We start from the raw sequence: 16821 nt of genomic DNA, 5'->3' as shown, positions 1-16821 counted from the left end.
ATACCTCCTGAGTATGGATGTACATAAAATGGATATTGGACGCTTCGTTTAAGCTCGAAGATGCTACGCCAGAGGCACAAAAGATCCAATGAGTATGGATCACGAATTTGCGTCATCACCACAACCTGCCATGGAAATTCTAATGAGCGCAGCCCGAATCGAGCGTCTGGAAACGATCATCGTCGACTTGCCGACTATCCGCCCGCATAAACTGGCCATGCACACCATGCGAGGTCAGACACTGGTCATCCTGCGGCTCATTTGCAGTGACGGCATCGAAGGTGTTGGCGAAGCCACCACCATCGGCGGCTTGGCGTATGGCTATGAAAGCCCGGAAAGTATCAAAGCCAACCTCGACGCCTGGTTCGCGCCATTGCTGATCGGGCAGAACGCGACCAATCTAAATGCGCTGATGCGCATGCTGGACAAGGCCATCAAAGGCAACACATTTGCGCGATCAGCGGTTGAAACCGCCTTGCTTGATGCTCAGGGCAAGCGCTGCGGGCAACCAGTAAGTGAGTTGCTCGGCGGTAGGGTCCGCGATGCACTGGAAGTGGCCTGGACGCTTGCCAGCGGCGATACCGACAAGGACATCGAAGAAGCCGAGCGGATGCTCGACGAGCGCCGCCACCGCATCTTCAAGCTAAAAATCGGCGCCCGGTCGCTGGCGACCGACTTGCCCCACGTAATTGCCATCAAACGCGCGCTGGGCGACAGAGCGAGCGTGCGTGTAGATGTGAATCAGTCCTGGAGCGAATCCGAGGCGATTCGAGGCTGCCAAGTGTTGGCGGAAAATGGCATTGATCTGATTGAGCAACCCATCTCACGTCATAACCGCAAAGGCCAGGTACGCCTGAACCTGCGCAGCGCCGCGCCGATCATGGCTGATGAATCCATCGAATGCGTAGAAGACGCTTTCAACCTGGCACGCGACGGCGCTGCCAGCGTCTTCGCGCTGAAAATCGCCAAGAACGGCGGCCCACGTGCAGTTCTGCGTACCGCGTCCATCGCCCAAGCAGCGGGCATTGCCCTTTACGGCGGAACCATGCTCGAAGGCGCCATCGGTACCCTGGCATCGGCGCACGCTTTCATCACTCTGGAGCAACTGCAATGGGACACCGAATTGTTCGGCCCACTTTTGTTGACCGAAGAAATCGTTGCACAACAGTTGATCTACCGCGACTTCAAGTTGCACGTGCCCAGCACTCCCGGCCTGGGCCTCACACTGGACGAAGGCCGACTGGCTCAGTTCCGCCGCCATTGACCACAGGAGCAGGAATATGTTGTTTCACGTAAAAATGACCGTCAGGCTTCCCGCCGATATAGACGCCCAGCGCGCCGCCCGCCTCAAAGCTGACGAGAAAGATCTCGCCCAGCGGCTCCAGCAAGAAGGTAAATGGCGACACCTCTGGCGTATCGCCGGCCACTACGCCAACTACAGCGTCTTCGATGTAGACAGCGTTGAGGCACTGCACGAACTGCTGATGCAGTTGCCGCTGTTTCCGTACATGGACATCGAGATCGACGGCCTGTGTCGTCACCCCTCCTCAATCCATGCGGACGAGCGCTGAACAGCACGCCCTAGTACCCATTACAAAAATAAGACGAGGACCGATCATGACGGTAACCATTTCCCACACCGAGCAGATCCAGACATTTTTCAAACAGGCTGCTGGCCTGGAAAACGGTCGCGGCAGTCTGCGCATCAAACAGATTCTGTTTCGTCTGCTGCAAGACAGCGCACGTCTGATAGAAGAACTGCAAATCACCGATGACGAGTTCTGGACTGCCGTTGATTACATCAATCGTCTCGGCGGGCGCAATGAAGCCGGTTTGTTGGTGGCAGGTCTTGGGCTGGAGCACTTTCTCGATTTGCTTAATGATGCCCGTGACGAACAGGCCGGCAAGGTCGGCGGCACACCCCGCACTATCGAGGGGCCTCTTTATGTGGCAGGCGCGCCGCTGTGCCAAGCTGAGGCGCGTATGGATGATGGCAGCGAAGACGGCATCGCGACGCCAATGTTCATCCAAGGTCAGGTGGTCGATCTGGCGGGCAACCCGATCGCTGGCGCGATTGTGGACTTGTGGCAAGCCAACACCAAGGGCAGCTATTCCTGGTTCGACAAATCTCAGTCGGATTTCAACCTTCGTCGCCGTATCGTGACCGACGAACGCGGCCATTACCGGGCGCGCAGTATCGTACCGTCAGGGTATGGTTGCGATCCGCAGGGACCGACTCAGGAATGTCTCGACCTGCTTGGCCGCCATGGGCAGCGCCCGGCGCACATCCACTACTTCATCTCGGCCCCGGGCTTCCGCCATCTGACCACGCAGATCAACCTGTCGGGTGACAAATACCTGTGGGACGATTTCGCCTATGCCACTCGCGAAGGTCTGGTGGGAGAGGTACGGTTTGTCGATGATCAGCAGGCGGCCACCAACCGTGGCGTTCACGGACGGTTCGCCGAGCTGGACTTCGACTTTCAGTTGCAACCGGCTCATGACGAAGTGGAACAGCAGCGCAGTGCCCGCCCGCGGGCGCTTCAGGGCTGAACGTTTCCAATTGCCTCGCCCGCCCCTCGGAAAACCCACATACAAAGGGGCGGTTTTTTATACAACTAGGGAGGTTGCCCGTGAAACACATGATTGAAGATGTCTGACAGCAATCTGTTCCTATTTCTGAAACGAGCCGCGATGCCTGTGTGCGGCATCGCGGCAATCACGGGTTCCATCGCGCTGGGCTTTGCGTGGACCGCGGGGCTGATCGGCGGGCGAACGACCACACGCACCTTTCTTGGCGACTCGCTCGCCAACTTCGAACCTGGGTTTCGCCGCGCGCATGGCAAGGGCATGTGCTTCGCAGGCACTTTCCACAGCAATGGTGCAGCCGCTCACCTCTCATACGCACGAGTGTTCTCGCAGGGGCAGGCTCCGGCTATCGGCCGGTTTTCCGTGGGCGCGGTAGATCCGCACGCCGCCGACAACTCTTCGGCGACCGTCAGCATGGCTCTGCTGTTGACCGCTGAAGACCGGTCGCAATGGCGCATGAAGCTGAACAACGCACCTTATTTCGATACGCGTAGCCCCGAGGGTTTTCTCGCCCAGCAACAGGCACTCAAGCCCGATACCCGCACGGGCAAGCCTGATCCAGCACGCGTTGCGGCGTTTCTTGCCGACTATCCAGAGGCTCGAAAAGCATTGGCACGCAAAGCGAGTGCGCCTTGGCCGAGCAGCTTTTCTGGTGCGCAGTACAATGTGATCAATGCCTTCGTTTTGCTCTCCTCCGATGGCAAGCGTCAGCCGGTGCGCTGGTTCATGCGTCCGCATGCAACCTTCTCAGCATTCAGCACCGAACAGCGCGCCAAGGTGAGTCACGATTTCCTGTTTGATGATCTGCGACAGCGTCTGGCACAGGGCCCGCTGTCATGGGATCTAGTGCTGCAATTGGCGGATGCGAGTGATCTGATCGACGATCCATCACAGCCTTGGCCGGAGCAACGACCGCAAGTGACCGCCGGCACGCTTGAGGTGACCGGCGTTTTCGACCAGGTCAACGGCGCCTGTCGGGACGTTAATTTCGATCCGACACTGGTGCCTGCTGGCATCACACTGTCCGCCGATCCCGTACTGGCAGCGCGGGCAGGTATCTATTCGCACTCTTATAACGCTCGGCTGCGAGAGATTGCCCTTGGTAAAGCAACAGATGCCGTCGGTAAAAAGGAAGGCCACTGATGAAAACAAATTCGGTCACTCATTCGCCTCGTCGCTTCAATCTGCTGGCAAGAATTCTTCATTGGTCAATGGCGCTAGCGATTATTGCCATGCTGTTCATCGGTGTGGGGATGATGACATCGCTAACGTGGCGTCCATTTCTCATCAACTGGCATCAGTCATTGGGCGCAGCCATTCTTTGCCTCGCGAGCATACGTCTGTTCAACCGGTTATTACATCCCGGCCCGCTGTTACCCAAGAGCGTCCCTAAGTGGCAAGCCACAGCGGCAAGAGTTACGCATTGGTTACTTTATTTTTTCATGTTCAGCCTGCCACTATTTGGCTGGGCGATGCGCTCAGCTGGCAACTGGCCGATCACCATACTGCCCGGTTGGAACGTACCTGCAATCGTTGGTGAAAACCCAGTGGTCTATGCTTGGTGCCGGATGCTGCATGGAGCATTTGCGTGGCTGTTTTTCGTTGCAATTCTAGGCCACATCAGCGCTGCCTTGTTACATGCTTGGGTGTACAAGGATAAAGTGTTCGCCACTATGATGTTTGTGCTCAAACGCGAGTCATAAGAACACCCGCCGATGTTCCACGGGAACGTGTGTGATGTCAGAAAATGCTTAGACCCTGAAATCTAGTTGGAGCAGCAATCATCATCATCATCGCTCCCTTGTATTCATATTAACAGTTAGGCTCAACAGAACAGCGGATCCGAGGCGAGAAAGCGGCTGGGGCAAAAAAGAATCTAATCCCTCTGTCAATCAACAGTGTTTAGCTGATTTCTTTCCCAACCACTGGCGATCGGCGAAGGCACACCGAGCAGTGCCTCGGTGGGCAGCACATCGACTTGCTTGCCATAGACAGGACCAGTCGTCCGTTTCCCTTAAGCCATGCGATGTAACTTGGCTACGGGCCTATGTGCCAGCAAACGCCGTTGTCGAGACAGGCACGTGGCTGCGGTCATAAGCCTTCCTTTTCAGCGGCTTTTTTTCAATGAATCCTTTCAGGATTTCAATCATTGAAATTTCAGTAAGCTGGCGCGCCTCCCACTAACGCGATCCCGCGGGTTTCCGACCCCGTACCCTTTGAAAGTCCCCAGGGTCCCCGGCGGTATTCTGCCCGGCCCGGCTGATCGACTCGGGATTCGAGTGCCATGTCCTGCCTCGATCCATTTGGAAAGACGGACATCCCTGCGAAGGTTTCAGCTAGAGAGATTCCGCGAGTTCGATAACCCGTGTAGGGGGCGGCCCTCAGGGAGGACCCGTGAAAATCGGCGCCCTACCCGGCCTGCCCGGCTCATGCCTTCGGCTCGGCCTCGCTCAGGTCCAGCCGCTTGGCCACCCAGCGCTCGTACAAGCCGATGGCGACATCGGCGCCGGCCATCGCGGTCAGGCAACCCAGGGCGCCCGCCGTCCAGATCGACAGGCCCGCGCCGAACAACAACATCATCGCCGACACCCCGCAAACGATGCAGGCACCGGACCGAAGTGCGAGGCGGCGCAACAATGCCCAGCCTCTCGCCCCGTCCTTGTCGGCGCGCCACATCTCGCCGGACACACCGCCAACCAATGACAAGGCGATCACCAACCAGATCGGCATCTCTACCAGTGCCTGTTGCTCGTTCGTCATTGCCCTGCCCCTTAAACAAAAAGACCCGGCGCAATGGCCGGGTCGGTTGGTGGTTGCCTGCCGCACTCTGCGGTCGCACCCATCGAAGATGGCCCCTTTTTACAGGTCGATTCTGGTGGCAGCAAGACCGTTTTAATGCCATCCGGTGAATGTGTGGGTGACGCCCGGTGAACGGCTGACGAATGTCGGTGAATATCTCATTCCGGCTGGCTTTTGCTTCTGTTGTTTCAGTGGCGTCCCATGCGTCCCACCTTCTAAAAACAAGGTGGGACGTCTGAAAGCCCCGCAGATTGGGGCTTTGCCCCACCGTCCTACTTTTATCTCTCTTTTCTCGTGTATAGAGAGAATATTTAAAAGCACGCGTGCGCGTGAACACGCGCATTGATGCCCGCTACGCATACACGGGCGGGAGACATGAAAAAGGTGGGACGGTAGGACAGCCCAACAACGACGGGGCCTGCGCCCGTCCCACCACCGCAAAAAGCAGTGGGACGGAGGCAGGCCAGTGGGACGGCGTGAGCCAGAGTAATGCCCACGATCAAGCCGCTTCCCCCAGGAGGAAGTGCTCAACCACGATGTGAGCGTCATGCAGGCGCTGGTAGTAGAGGTTGCGTGTGCAGCCACTCTCAGCCAGACGTGCAGTCAGAGGCGCATCAGGCTGGAAGTAATGCACCTGGACCACCGTCATCAACTCGGGATCAAGGCGTTTCTTGACGATGCGCTCAATGTCCAAGGAGGCCTCCAGCGGCACCCTGCTCCCGCGCCTTCCGCGCACAAGCTGGCCACCGCTTTCCATCATCATCGCGACCATGTTGCCGCCCGAGTAGCCGGCGGCCACCTCGTCGCTGTGCAGCTCCTGCGCCCATTGTTTGAGAGCCATATCGATCGCTTTAATCATCGAAGCACGGCTCCTCGAACTCTGGTTGTTCCAGCGCAGGCGCCCTGCCCCAACCCTCAGGTTTCTTGTACGCCCATGGCCGCTGACCGCTTTTGCTCAAAGCGCCCAAACGGAACCGTCGCCAGCCCAGTCGATGCAGAATCGCACCAACGCGCATCTGCTCGGGTTTGCCCCAATGACCGGGATCGAGCTTGAGCGCCTGACTCATCACCTCGCTACCGGTGGTGGTCTCGCCGATCTGCGATTCTTCGAGCCAGGTCAGGATGGGCGTTTCCCATTCGTCCACCACAAAGCGTTCGTCCTGTTCCTCGCTGAACATTGGCGCTTCCTCTCGCGTGACCCACCAGAGGTCGCCGGCCTCAAAGCAGAACATCGCTTCGGCCCACAGCTGGTCGCGGATCTCGCGCAGCAACGCCACGTCGACCTTGGTACAGGCCACCGGCCAATAACGACGGTTGCCGGTGGCGTCCTTCAGGTACTCGTCCTGGTTGGTAGTGCCGACGAAAACACACTGGCGTGGCACGTCCAGGGTTCTGCGGCCATAGCTTTCGCGGTAGGTGTCGGTCGAGGCCGAGAAGAACTGCTTGGCCTTGGTGCTCTCGGCCTTGTTGAAGCTGTCCAGCTCGCCGAGCTCAACAATCCACTTACCGCGGATCGCCTGGAAGCCATCTTTGTCACCGAGGGCAAACGGCGTATCCATGAACCACTCGCCGCCGAGCACGCTCATCGCAGTCGACTTACCGGCGCCTTGTACACCTTCGAGAATCATCACCGAGTCGGCCTTGCAGCCGGGTTTCATCACCCGCGCCACGGCTGAGATCATCCAGCGCTTGCCGACCTTGGACGTGTAGTCGGTTGCCTTCACCCCCATGACATCCGTCAACCAACGCTCCAGGCGCGGCACACGATCCCATTCGAGTTTTTTCAGGTACTCGCGCACCGGGTGAAACGCGTGGTCGTGCGCCACAACGCTGACGGCTTCGATTACGTGCGACGACTTCACACGCAGGTTGTACTGCTGCGCGAGCCACTTCATCACGCGCACATCATCGATGTCGGCCCATTCGCCGGTACCGCCGCCATAAGGGGCGGCGCGTAACTTGACGATCTTCGAGCTGAAGGCGCAGTAGCTGATCACGCCAGCCCAGCGTTCGTCATGAGCCAAAATCAATTCGACGTTCTGCATGTGCGCGATCAAAGCACCGCTCTCGCTGCGGGCGAGTTGATCCTTCCAGCCACCGGCCGCCGGTGGACGGACTACTGCGAGCACTTGTCGGCGAACCGCGTCGAGGCCTTCGGCGACGTGCAGATCGTTGAAGTCGGTCCACTTCTCGTGACGCTCGACAGAGAAGATCGGCGCAACGACCTGGGCACCAACGATCAGCGCGGCGTTACTGGCCTTCTCTTCGCCGGGGTTCCACGCATCACCGTTGGGCTTCGTGGTTTTCCAGTCGTCATCGCGGCAGATGATCAGCGGGCAGCCGGCAAAGCGCTCGCGCATGACCTTGCACACGGCCAACAGGTTGCCCGCATCGAAGGCCACGGCCACAGCGAGCGACGTCGCCATGTGCAGGCTGGCGCCGGTGGCGTAACCCTCACAAACCAGCACCGGTTCGCCCGGTACCGGATGCGGACCGAGCAGGTGAAAGGTGCCCTCCTTCGCCATGCCGTAGGGCCAGTAGGATTTGTCGCGGCCGGTGTCTTCCTGCTTGTTCGGGAAGATCACCTGCAGGCCTATGATCTGATCACGGGCGTTCTTCATTGGGACCAACACGGCGCCGGTGCGTGGCGCGTATCGGACATTGATACCAACGATCTGCTTGCGGTCCAGGTATTCGCTGCGGCCGGTGGTCGGCATGCGCTCGAACAAACCCTGCGCCCTTTTCGCGGCCCGCCGCGCAGCGTTACTCGCGATTTCGGCGACGCGGCGCTTGGCTTCTTCCTGGCGGGCGCGCATCAGTTCGCGCTCTTCCGGCGACATGCGACCGGCCTTGACCTTGATCTTCTGCGTCTCGCCCGAACGCCAATCACCAAAGGCGCCGAAGATCAGGGTGTCGCCCTTCTCGGTGCGCTGCTCGTGGACCACGTACCAGCCGTTCTTTTCCTTGCCCTTGTCCTGCGATGTCTTGCAGCGGGTCAGCTTGCCGAACACCAGCGGTTGCGCTGGCTCCAGACCGTAATCGGCGAATTGGCCCAATACCTCATCGAGCATGCTGAATCCCCCGCTCAGACAGGGATTGGCAGCTGATGCACTGCGAGCAACCCGGTGAAGCCAGGCGACGGGCTTCCGGAATCGGATCGTCACACGCTTCACAGAACAGCAAGGAATGGGCAGCGCTTTCGGCTTTGGCAGCGTTGCGCGCAGCCATGGCCTGATCGATGCGTTCCTGCACCAGATCATTGGCGAAATCGGCGATGTCAGCCACGGTCAGCACCTCGCGTCGTCTGATTGACGTAGGTGGCGCGGTTGAACAACCCGAGCAGCCCTTGAATGCCCCGGAACACCTGCAGGCGAATCGCAGCCAGTTCCTGATCAGTGACCACACCGTCGCCGATGCTCTTGGCCCAGGTCTCGGCCAGATCGGCGACCTGGCGGAAGTATTCGGCGATACCCGTGGTGAGAGTCTCGGGCATGTCGTTGGTGTAGGTGTCGGCCAGCTCCTGCCAGACCGTGTCACCGACCAGCGCATGCACCGCATCAAGAATGCGGCGATCCTTGGTCAGTTCGAGGATCTCGCCGAATTCCTGAATGTTGATGGAGTGGCTCGGATGGGTCGGCGACAGTTTGTGCTGCAGCGTGGTCGGGTTACGACCGGTCGTGGCTGCGATGGCAGCAGCGCCGCCCGGGTAATCGCGAGCGGCGTGGTACAGCGCTAAATCGAGCGGCAGGATTTCCCGCTGCGCCCGTTCCAGAGAACTGAGAGCAATTCGGCTCATGGCATTAATCCTAAAAGTTGCCAGTGCCGCGCGACAGAAGTTGGTGATACATTTGCCGCGTGGTCTGGAGAGGCCCAAAGCCGGCTAGGTTCGTAAGACCAACACCGGCACCGTGCCGGGGCGAACAATCCGTTGTTCACCCCTGGCGCAACAGCTGCCAGCTCTGTGGTAAGAACGGCAGCAACACCAAGGCTTCCGAGCCTTGGAAACGCGATGAAAGTCGGCGGCATGTGGTGTGCTCGCCTTCTGACATCGCGACCCGATAGCATTGTGGTGATGCTGTCGGGAGAAACTGGGCGACCCTTGGGTCGCCTTTTTTCTATGCAGCTTGTATTTCAGCGTCGGATTCGGCTGGGAATATCTCGGGTAAATCCGGCCTAAGCTGATGAGGTAGCAGCGCTCCAGAAAGTGCTTTCGACAGATGTCGAACCTGTGCGACTGGGATACCTCGCCGACGCCAATTAAAGAATCTCTGAGGGCTGATTTTGCACTCTCGCGAAAGCTGGGAAGGGCTTTTGCCGGAGGCCTCAGCAACCTGCAGTACTAAATCGAATATCTGAGCAGGTGTACTCATGACGTTATCCATACCAAACAATTTGAACGGCAGTACCAAACAATACGTTTGTTATCATCTGAATGCAAGCGCTGTAACATTTCGTTTATGAGTAAACAAACGCAAAACCTCAAAGGCCAACGCTTTCGTGAAGCGCTCGAAGACTCCGGATTGACGGGGGCCCAGCTCGCTCGAATTCTCGATCTCGAGAACGACCAGAACATCACGAACTGGAAAGCTAGGGGCGTCCCCGCGTACATGGTCGGCGAAGTTGCGCTGACACTTGTCGTGGAGCGCGAGTGGCTAGAAGGGAAAGATGTACCAATGCGGACCAAGAGCACTGAGCGAAACCCATTACGCCCGGCTGCTAACGATTCGCCGCTTTACGTGCTGGAGCCAATGGCTCCTTGGGACTCAGAAACACCAATAGACAATGACGAGGTGGAGCTAAGGTTGTACAAGGAAGTGGAGTTATCCTCTGGCCCCGGGAAGGTTGCGCGTACAGAGGTTCAGGAGATCGCTGGGCCCAAGCTTCGTTTTTCACGAGCTACGATGAGGACTTGCGGAGTAGATCCCTCAAACGCTGTATTTGCCACCAACAGCGGGAACAGTAATCACCCACTGATTCTTTCGGGAGCGACAGTCGGCATTGATACGGGAATGACGCGAATCGTTGACGGCGAAATGTACGCAATCGACCACGACGGGCATTTTCGGATTAAGTTTCTTCAACGTACTGCCAACGGCATCAAGATGAGGAGCTTCAATTCACAGGAATACGCTGACGAAGACTATGACTTCGATCAGATCATGGCTCAACGGGTGGTAATTCTTGGCCGCATATTTTGGTGGTCATCAATACGTCCATTGAAAGGCCCCTCTTTGATCTGACACCAAACAAAATGTGTTGACCAAAAACCAAACAGATTGTTTACTTGCCTCACTCTCCAACCACAGTGAGGCATCACCATGCGCGCCACCGCATCCCTACATGTCCATCCTGCATGCGTCAGCAATCGCAAACTGATCGAACAGCTGCAGCTCGCCACGGGCTGTCTGGTCGTCATTCATAACAGCAAACCCAAGCTTGTCGCCAAGTCCTGCCAGCCCTCTCCTATCGATCCGAACGGTGGAGGGCACGCAGCATGATCAAGTACGAGATCGACAACCGCACCCTGCAGTTGCTCAACGCCCAGGTCAACCTGACCGAGACCTTCAACCATGTCCTGCGCACAGCACCGAAGCGTGAATGCCTGGCATTCCGTCTCAAGGCTGAGCGCGGCACAGTGGAAAGCACTTTTGTCGTCGAACTGGGCAGCGAACGCCACACGCTAACCCTGCCAAACGACAAGAAGATGCACCTCAAACTGGCCGATTTCATTGAAGAGATTGCCAACGGTCCGTTCGACGCGAGCAACTCCAGCGACCTGGTGCCTCTCCCGCATGCCGATCGTCAATACGGTCGCTTTGAAGTCCAGGACAAGCAGCGCGTGTTCGAACTGGTGCACACCGGCGGCGTGCTGAGCCTCGACATGGGTTTTGAACTTCCCCTGCATGTGGCGCTGCATCGCACTCATACACGCCGCGGCGTCACCGCGATCTTGAGCATCGGCAACAAGAGTCCGCATACGCGCTGCTTTACCTTGTACGACCCCGATGCCGAGATCTACGCAAGGCTCCTTGAGTCCATCAGCCACCTTGCTGCAGCGGCCACTCCTGCTGCGCACGCGGCATGAGGAGGACGATATGGAACGCACCCTCGCCCAAGCAGCCGCACAACTCGGCCTCACTCGCCCCAAATTGATCGCTCTCATGCGGGAAAAAGGTTTGCTCAAGGGAAACTTGCCGGCGGACCCGAAGCGCGACAAAGCGTACCTGCGGATCAAGGACAGCCCCTGGTATGACGAAAAATGCGGAATGCAGTACAGCCAGTCGACCCGCGTCATGCAAGCCGGCATCCGCTGGCTGGCCGAGCAGCTGGACATCGATCTTCCTGCCATCCCGGCAGATCGCCGTGACGTGGCCTAGGGAGTACGCCCGCCAGATCGTTGCCATGCGCACACGCGAGGAGCGCAACGCCGCGCTCCTCGAAGTGCCCGAACATCTGCGCGAGCTGACCAGACGCCACTGCCTGAACGCCTGGAACCACCCCGCACGACAACAACGCAAGGAGGCTCGACAAGTCCATGAGTAACGTTGCACAGAACCCGCTTCGCCTGCATCCGGCGCCTGAACCGGCCACCGTCGAACTGCTCTATCGAATCTTCGGTGATGTCCTGATCCCGCTAGAAAAAGTCCGCGAGCAGTACTTTCGCAATCTCAACGAGCAGTCGTTCGTGACGGAGATCAACAGCGGCCGCATCCAGCTTCCCATAACCACGCTGGACACCAGCCGCAAGGCGCTGAAGTACGCGCACATCCGCCATGTTGCCTCGCTGATCGACATCCGCGCCTACAAGGCTGATGAAGATATGCAGCGACAGCAGGACGGCCAACGCCAAACGGCCCCCACACCACTGACGGCTGTCACCACCAGTCAACGATAATCCTAGGAGCACACCACATGATGACCCCAATACAAATCAGTGCACTGATCATCCTGATAGCTCTGGCCGCCCTGCTGCTCTGGGGCGGTTACATCATAGGCCGCAGCGATGGCCTGGAGACCGGCCTTCGCGAGGGTGAAGACATGCAACGCGCCGCAAGCGCCAAAACCATCCGCGAGCTTCGGGCCTCCCTGCAGTTCATCCGGGCCGATCACACTCGCTTGGCACAAACCTGCAAACGACTTGAAGCAGCCCCCCTCTTCGGCCCGGCCGAGCACCAGACGCTGGTCGGCATCGGCGAGTTGCTGCGGATCGCCGCCGAAACCTTCAGCGCCTTTCGTACCGGCAAGAAGCTCGAGCGTGATGCCCGATCTATGCGTGAACAGGCACTTACGATGGCTGCGCAGCTGCAACCAGGAATCGAGGGCCGCAAAGTCGCACAGCAAGCGCATTCGAAGTGCGCTGTATTTCCTAGCAAGGAGGCAGCATGAACATTCAATTTCTTAGCCATGAGCAGGTCTGCGAGTTGACTGGAGCCAAAACTAAAGCCGGTCAGATTACTGTACTGAAGCGTAATGGCATTCGTCACACCATCAAGCGCAATGGCTGGCCCTGCGTGATTGCCTCGGCGCTAACAGGGGTAACTACAAACGCGCCAGAAATTCCGATGTGGCAGCCACGCTTGGTGGGATAAATGGGACGAAGACCAACAAAGCCGGGAAGCATTCCTCGCCTGCGCGAGAGAAAACGCGGCAACACCACCTACTACCTTTATGACACTGGCGGGAAACCACGCAAGGAAATCCCGCTGGGTACAGATTACGGCCTAGCCATCTTGGAGTACGCAAAGCTCGAAAAAAGCCGCGTTTCTCAAGCTCTGACACAAACCGTACTTACCTTTGCGTACGTGGCCGAGCTTTATATGAATGAGGTGGTTCCCACGAAAGCCCATGCCACCCAGAAGGACAACGCGCGCGAACTGAAAAATCTTCTCCTGTTCTTCAACGACCCACCGGCCCCTCTAGAAGCAATCGAACCGAAACATGTCAGCCAGTACCTTCGTCATCGCGGTAAGGCAGCTCCTATTCGTGCAAATCGGGAAAAAGCGTTACTTAGCTCCATTTGGAACTTCGCTCGCGAGAACGGCTACACATCCTTGGCAAATCCTTGCTCAGGCGTGAAGGGCAATAAAGAAACCGGTCGCGACATATATGTTGAAGACGACGTCCTAGCCCGAGCCTACCAGCATGCCGATCAGCCATTAAGAGATGCTTTGGACCTGTTCTATCTAACAGGTCAGAGGGTCGCTGACACATTGAAGATGGATGAGCGGGACATAAAGGACGGAAAGCTCTCCGTCCAGCAAGGCAAAACTGGGGCTAAACGAAGGATCGAAATCATTGGTGAGCTCAAAGTCGTAATCGATCGAATCATGGCGCGAAAGGCCGGACAGAAAATCAGATCAACACGCCTGGTAGTAATCGACTCTGGGCAGTCGATGACGACCAGCATGCTCAGAAAAAGGTTCGATGACGCCAGGGAAGCAGCCGGGATTCCAAAAGCAGAATTTCAGATGCGCGACCTACGAGCAAAAGCGGCCACGGATAAAGAGGAGTCAACAGGGAGCATCAGAGAAGCTCGGGACCAACTTGGGCACACCACCGTAGGGATGACAGAACAGTACATCCGTATGCGAAAGGGCATGAAGGTCACCCCTACGAGGTGACTAACGGTCACGAATTGCGGAAAAGATTTTTTGATTGCGGAAAAAAGAATTAAGGGCTTGCATGAGGTATGTCATGCAAGCCCTTGATATTCATGGTGCCCGAAGCCGGAATCGAACCGGCACGCCCTTACGAGCGGGGGATTTTAAGTCCCGCGCCACAATCAAGCGGGCTGCGGCTTTGATGCGATTTTTTGGGCCGCAATTAGAGTCGAAAGACTGAGATTCGCCCCAATGTTTTCGCATACCGAAAAATGATTGCGGCCCAAAAAAAGGGCCTTAATTTCACGTAAAAATTGAAACCCTATCGGGCACTAAGAAGCTGGCATTATGCCGACTTTGCATAATCCAGCGCTTTGTCCTTCTCCGGCGTTCTGCCGACATTGAATCCCCCTGCTACTCTGGTTGCGTCCAAGGAGGAAACCAATGCCAAACTCTGATCTGCTCCCTTCCCTGCTCGTCAAGATCAACGAAAATCAACTCGCGCTCGAAGCCGCCATCATGGAACTCACCCTTTGGGTCGAGCAGCGCGGATCCGCCGATGTCGCCGAAAATGTCCGAAGCTCTCTGGCCGCGCTCGATCGGAATGAAGAATTCATCAGAATGACCTTGGCTGTTTTGATGACGCCCGACTGACAGTTCGTCGCCTCAATCTCGCCCGCTGGCACAGCCTCGATTACTGTATATGCAAACAGTATTCAGTAAGGCGTGCCCGTGGACCCCCTCTATATAGAAGACACCGACGATTGGCTCGGCAACCCGACCCCGCTCGAAACGTGCCGACACCAGCTCAGGATGTACGAGAACGAGTTCGAAGCGCTGACCCTCAAGCTCGATCGAGCGTTGGCGAATATCGAAGGCCTGGTCAGAGACAATGACGCGCTCAGGCAGGATAGGGATTCTCTCAAGGCCAAGCTTCAGTACGCCGAGGGGGATTTGCTGAGCGAAAGGCGAAGATTCGCCGACGTCGAGCACAGCAGAAACCATCTGTTCAATGAAAACCAGCGCCTGCTCAGGAAGCTTCGCGAGAGCGAGGAGGATGAGTGAGCCAGATTCGGGCTACGGCACATCCTTAAAGAAGACGTGGTGCCCGAGCTTGAGTGTCTGCTTGGCCTTCGCCGCCCAGGCCGGAGCCTTGATGCTGGTGGCATAATAGTGCGTGGCGCCGCCGGTTGGGTCCGGCACCTTGCCGTCGATCACCTGGTCAGCAGCGATTCGACATTGCGCCAGCTCGCGGAACGGGATCTGCTTCACGCCGATCAGGAACTGATAGTTCGGGTCGGTCTTGTTCCAGCAGCTGAACTGCCACGGCTTTTGGCAAACGCCGGCGTAGCCCTCGCCCCACCACGACTTCTCCTTGCCGTCGAACACGCGGTTGCGGATCGTCCAGGCCATGGCGATCTGGCCGGCCGTGCCTTCGCCTCGCGCCTCGCGCCTCGCCCCAAATCGTGCGGGCGAGGATGTCGCGGTCTTTCTCGGTTACTGGCATAACTTTTCTCCGGGCAAAAAAATACCCGCTCGATGGCGGGTACTCAAACGTTAATTCAGTCGTTAAAAGACTCTTCTCAAAACTGATATTTTTCGGAACCCCCACACAATAACAAGCGAAATTGCCATTGTAAGGAAAACCAATCCCGGGATCGTTATCCACCCGGAAACATCAGGATTGTTGAGATCGAAATATCGTATTAGGACGTCCATCACTAGCGGGTGAAATGCATATATCCCAAGTGAACAAGCAGAGATCGCAGAAACGATCGGCCTAATGAAAGCAGGAACCGATCGAATCATCAAAGCAATATTAAAAACAGCGCAAGCCGCGAGGACTATGAGTGGTGACTGGTAAACATAGAAGGTTTGCAAAGGGTGACCGGCTCGTACGGAAACGAGATATGTCAGATAGCACGTGCCTGCGGACCCAACAAAAGCTAGGAAGAGGTTTAGTGCCAGCCATCCCATGCCGCCTTTGTTTTGGTTTCTGTCAAAGAGATAGGCTCCGAGGAAGACAAAACCGAAATACCCAGTAAAGCTGAACAGCGAATATAGCTCTATGGGATCGAATCCGGGGACTACAAACTGCCCTAACGTACCCCAAACACAGTTACACAGGACCCAAGCACCGAGAAACATCAACCGCTCATTATTAGTTGAATTTCTAAATATCTTCCCCAAGAAAGGCAGTAATACGTAAATGCCGAGAAGAGAGTAAAAATACCAAAGATGCCCATACGAAGGCGCAGTCAGTAGCAACTTAATGCTGCCGAAAATCCCTGGATATTCTTTCCAATATACCGCAGCATAAATGACTGACCAGAATATCAATGGTTGAAGAACCCTACCAACCCGACTCTTATAAAATGGAAATACCCCCTCATCTCTCGATACGAGCAATGCTCCTGTAATCATGAAGAATATGGGTACAGAAGCCCTAGCCAGAGAATCAAAGAAATTGGCCGAAAACCATTTTTCACTGAACACAAAAAAATCATTTGCGGATATATGTACAACTACAACCAATATGCAAGCTACCACTCGAGCTATATCTAAGCCTACGGAAAATTGTCTGCTTCTTGTGTCCATGCTCAATCCCTGATTTCAAATTCAGTGGATGGTACTCGCCCAATATTTTGTTGTCATTTCTATTTTCAGGTGAGGGGCGGCGGTACATATGGCCTAATAACCCACTCAAGCTGCCGCCCATCCCCGTATCACTTCGACCTGCTCGTTGATGGCGGGCGTATCAAAACGGTAATCTATTGGACTTGTTCAAGCGCCCTGATTCGGCTTTCGAGCTGATGGTTTTTCGATGAAAGCT

General features: G+C 56.7%; 21 protein-coding genes and 1 pseudogene. 15 read left to right on the top strand and 7 right to left on the bottom strand.

The window, feature by feature from the left end:
• Window positions 1–142 precede the first annotated feature (142 nt).
• From AB4O45_RS25590 to AB4O45_RS25570, 5 genes are all read left to right on the top strand, one after another.
• Window positions 143–1264, top strand: coding sequence for a muconate cycloisomerase family protein (locus tag AB4O45_RS25590; RefSeq protein WP_460160783.1), 1122 nt, complete (start codon window positions 143–145; stop codon window positions 1262–1264).
• Window positions 1265–1280: 16 nt separating this feature from the next.
• Entirely contained in the window at window positions 1281–1571 is a 291-nt protein-coding gene (gene catC / locus AB4O45_RS25585; RefSeq protein WP_460160782.1) for a muconolactone Delta-isomerase, read from the top strand.
• A gap of 46 nt (window positions 1572–1617) precedes the next feature.
• Window positions 1618–2553 carry a catechol 1,2-dioxygenase gene (gene catA / locus AB4O45_RS25580; protein ID WP_460160781.1) on the top strand — a complete coding sequence of 312 codons (936 nt, stop codon included), beginning with the start codon at window positions 1618–1620 and terminating at the stop codon, window positions 2551–2553.
• A gap of 99 nt (window positions 2554–2652) precedes the next feature.
• Window positions 2653–3732, top strand: coding sequence for a catalase family peroxidase (locus AB4O45_RS25575; protein WP_460160780.1), 1080 nt, complete (start codon window positions 2653–2655; stop codon window positions 3730–3732).
• Window positions 3732–4292, top strand: a complete 561-nt coding sequence (locus AB4O45_RS25570) for a cytochrome b (protein WP_460160779.1) — start codon at window positions 3732–3734, stop codon at window positions 4290–4292. The genes AB4O45_RS25575 and AB4O45_RS25570 overlap by 1 nt, the downstream gene beginning before the upstream one ends.
• Before the next feature lie 724 nt (window positions 4293–5016).
• Here the strand turns inward: AB4O45_RS25570 and AB4O45_RS25565 are convergent.
• The 5 genes from AB4O45_RS25565 to AB4O45_RS25545 form a co-directional block, all read right to left on the bottom strand.
• The gene (locus tag AB4O45_RS25565; RefSeq protein ID WP_186528358.1) at window positions 5017–5349 is read right to left on the bottom strand and encodes a phage holin family protein; all 333 of its coding nucleotides are present in this window, start codon (window positions 5347–5349) and stop codon (window positions 5017–5019) included.
• Between the two features lie 538 nt (window positions 5350–5887).
• A complete protein-coding gene (locus AB4O45_RS25560; protein ID WP_047301475.1) occupies window positions 5888–6247 on the bottom strand; it encodes a PA0613 family protein in 360 nt (119 codons plus the stop codon).
• Window positions 6240–8459, bottom strand: coding sequence for a VapE domain-containing protein (locus AB4O45_RS25555; RefSeq protein ID WP_460160778.1), 2220 nt, complete (start codon window positions 8457–8459; stop codon window positions 6240–6242). Before AB4O45_RS25555 ends, AB4O45_RS25560 begins: the two co-directional genes overlap by 8 nt.
• Window positions 8449–8673: a TraR/DksA family transcriptional regulator gene (locus AB4O45_RS25550; RefSeq protein WP_186528356.1), complete on the bottom strand. Its 225-nt coding sequence runs from the start codon at window positions 8671–8673 to the stop codon at window positions 8449–8451. Before AB4O45_RS25550 ends, AB4O45_RS25555 begins: the two co-directional genes overlap by 11 nt.
• Window positions 8666–9184 (bottom strand): phage regulatory CII family protein, encoded by a 519-nt coding sequence (locus tag AB4O45_RS25545; protein ID WP_083368989.1) that lies wholly within the window; start codon window positions 9182–9184, stop codon window positions 8666–8668. Before AB4O45_RS25545 ends, AB4O45_RS25550 begins: the two co-directional genes overlap by 8 nt.
• A 661-nt stretch (window positions 9185–9845) precedes the next feature.
• On the opposite strand from AB4O45_RS25545, the gene AB4O45_RS25540 reads away from it, so the two are divergent.
• From AB4O45_RS25540 to AB4O45_RS25495, 10 genes are all read left to right on the top strand, one after another.
• On the top strand, window positions 9846–10628 hold the full coding sequence (locus AB4O45_RS25540) for a S24 family peptidase (RefSeq protein ID WP_108224734.1): 783 nt from the start codon (window positions 9846–9848) through the stop codon (window positions 10626–10628).
• Window positions 10629–10706: 78 nt separating this feature from the next.
• Complete coding sequence (locus tag AB4O45_RS25535) at window positions 10707–10886, top strand: hypothetical protein (RefSeq protein WP_081794195.1); 180 nt, start codon at window positions 10707–10709, stop codon at window positions 10884–10886.
• Window positions 10883–11473, top strand: coding sequence for a hypothetical protein (locus AB4O45_RS25530; RefSeq protein WP_460160777.1), 591 nt, complete (start codon window positions 10883–10885; stop codon window positions 11471–11473). The genes AB4O45_RS25535 and AB4O45_RS25530 overlap by 4 nt, the downstream gene beginning before the upstream one ends.
• Window positions 11474–11483: 10 nt before the next feature.
• Window positions 11484–11765, top strand: coding sequence for a phage antirepressor KilAC domain-containing protein (locus AB4O45_RS25525; RefSeq protein ID WP_083368984.1), 282 nt, complete (start codon window positions 11484–11486; stop codon window positions 11763–11765).
• 158 nt (window positions 11766–11923) lie between these two features.
• The gene (locus AB4O45_RS25520; protein WP_460160776.1) at window positions 11924–12283 is read left to right on the top strand and encodes a pyocin activator PrtN family protein; all 360 of its coding nucleotides are present in this window, start codon (window positions 11924–11926) and stop codon (window positions 12281–12283) included.
• Between the two features lie 17 nt (window positions 12284–12300).
• The gene (locus tag AB4O45_RS25515) at window positions 12301–12774 is read left to right on the top strand and encodes a hypothetical protein (RefSeq protein ID WP_217850453.1); all 474 of its coding nucleotides are present in this window, start codon (window positions 12301–12303) and stop codon (window positions 12772–12774) included.
• A complete protein-coding gene (locus tag AB4O45_RS25510) occupies window positions 12771–12977 on the top strand; it encodes a DUF4224 domain-containing protein (protein ID WP_460160775.1) in 207 nt (68 codons plus the stop codon). The genes AB4O45_RS25515 and AB4O45_RS25510 overlap by 4 nt, the downstream gene beginning before the upstream one ends.
• The gene (locus AB4O45_RS25505; RefSeq protein WP_460160774.1) at window positions 12978–14009 is read left to right on the top strand and encodes a site-specific integrase; all 1032 of its coding nucleotides are present in this window, start codon (window positions 12978–12980) and stop codon (window positions 14007–14009) included. It begins immediately after the preceding gene.
• Between the two features lie 423 nt (window positions 14010–14432).
• Window positions 14433–14642: a hypothetical protein gene (locus AB4O45_RS25500; protein ID WP_217850448.1), complete on the top strand. Its 210-nt coding sequence runs from the start codon at window positions 14433–14435 to the stop codon at window positions 14640–14642.
• A 78-nt stretch (window positions 14643–14720) separates the two neighbouring features.
• The gene (locus AB4O45_RS25495) at window positions 14721–15053 is read left to right on the top strand and encodes a hypothetical protein (protein WP_460160773.1); all 333 of its coding nucleotides are present in this window, start codon (window positions 14721–14723) and stop codon (window positions 15051–15053) included.
• 12 nt (window positions 15054–15065) lie between these two features.
• On the opposite strand, the pseudogene AB4O45_RS25490 reads toward AB4O45_RS25495, so the two are convergent.
• Both AB4O45_RS25490 and AB4O45_RS25485 read right to left on the bottom strand, forming a co-directional pair.
• Window positions 15066–15495, bottom strand: a pseudogene (locus tag AB4O45_RS25490) (cell wall hydrolase).
• Window positions 15496–15557: 62 nt separating this feature from the next.
• Complete coding sequence (locus tag AB4O45_RS25485; RefSeq protein ID WP_460160772.1) at window positions 15558–16586, bottom strand: acyltransferase; 1029 nt, start codon at window positions 16584–16586, stop codon at window positions 15558–15560.
• Window positions 16587–16821 lie beyond the last annotated feature (235 nt).

Source organism: Pseudomonas sp. S2_B10 (assembly GCF_054668425.1).
This window is presented reverse-complemented; position numbering and strand designations above follow the sequence as displayed.

Bases quoted from the DNA above. Each gene is read 5' to 3' on its own strand.
- AB4O45_RS25590 (WP_460160783.1), top strand. From the start codon at position 143: ATGAGCGCAGCCCGAATCGAGCGTCTGGAAACGATCATCGTCGACTTG.
- AB4O45_RS25555 (WP_460160778.1), bottom strand. From the start codon at position 8,459: ATGCTCGATGAGGTATTGGGCCAATTCGCCGATTACGGTCTGGAGCCA.
- AB4O45_RS25485 (WP_460160772.1), bottom strand. From the start codon at position 16,586: ATGGACACAAGAAGCAGACAATTTTCCGTAGGCTTAGATATAGCTCGA.
- catC (WP_460160782.1), top strand. From the start codon at position 1,281: ATGTTGTTTCACGTAAAAATGACCGTCAGGCTTCCCGCCGATATAGAC.
- AB4O45_RS25505 (WP_460160774.1), top strand. From the start codon at position 12,978: ATGGGACGAAGACCAACAAAGCCGGGAAGCATTCCTCGCCTGCGCGAG.
- AB4O45_RS25560 (WP_047301475.1), bottom strand. From the start codon at position 6,247: ATGATTAAAGCGATCGATATGGCTCTCAAACAATGGGCGCAGGAGCTG.
- AB4O45_RS25500 (WP_217850448.1), top strand. From the start codon at position 14,433: ATGCCAAACTCTGATCTGCTCCCTTCCCTGCTCGTCAAGATCAACGAA.
- AB4O45_RS25545 (WP_083368989.1), bottom strand. From the start codon at position 9,184: ATGAGCCGAATTGCTCTCAGTTCTCTGGAACGGGCGCAGCGGGAAATC.
- AB4O45_RS25575 (WP_460160780.1), top strand. From the start codon at position 2,653: ATGTCTGACAGCAATCTGTTCCTATTTCTGAAACGAGCCGCGATGCCT.
- catA (WP_460160781.1), top strand. From the start codon at position 1,618: ATGACGGTAACCATTTCCCACACCGAGCAGATCCAGACATTTTTCAAA.
- AB4O45_RS25530 (WP_460160777.1), top strand. From the start codon at position 10,883: ATGATCAAGTACGAGATCGACAACCGCACCCTGCAGTTGCTCAACGCC.
- AB4O45_RS25525 (WP_083368984.1), top strand. From the start codon at position 11,484: ATGGAACGCACCCTCGCCCAAGCAGCCGCACAACTCGGCCTCACTCGC.
- AB4O45_RS25540 (WP_108224734.1), top strand. From the start codon at position 9,846: ATGAGTAAACAAACGCAAAACCTCAAAGGCCAACGCTTTCGTGAAGCG.
- AB4O45_RS25520 (WP_460160776.1), top strand. From the start codon at position 11,924: ATGAGTAACGTTGCACAGAACCCGCTTCGCCTGCATCCGGCGCCTGAA.
- AB4O45_RS25515 (WP_217850453.1), top strand. From the start codon at position 12,301: ATGATGACCCCAATACAAATCAGTGCACTGATCATCCTGATAGCTCTG.
- AB4O45_RS25535 (WP_081794195.1), top strand. From the start codon at position 10,707: ATGCGCGCCACCGCATCCCTACATGTCCATCCTGCATGCGTCAGCAAT.
- AB4O45_RS25570 (WP_460160779.1), top strand. From the start codon at position 3,732: ATGAAAACAAATTCGGTCACTCATTCGCCTCGTCGCTTCAATCTGCTG.
- AB4O45_RS25565 (WP_186528358.1), bottom strand. From the start codon at position 5,349: ATGACGAACGAGCAACAGGCACTGGTAGAGATGCCGATCTGGTTGGTG.
- AB4O45_RS25510 (WP_460160775.1), top strand. From the start codon at position 12,771: ATGAACATTCAATTTCTTAGCCATGAGCAGGTCTGCGAGTTGACTGGA.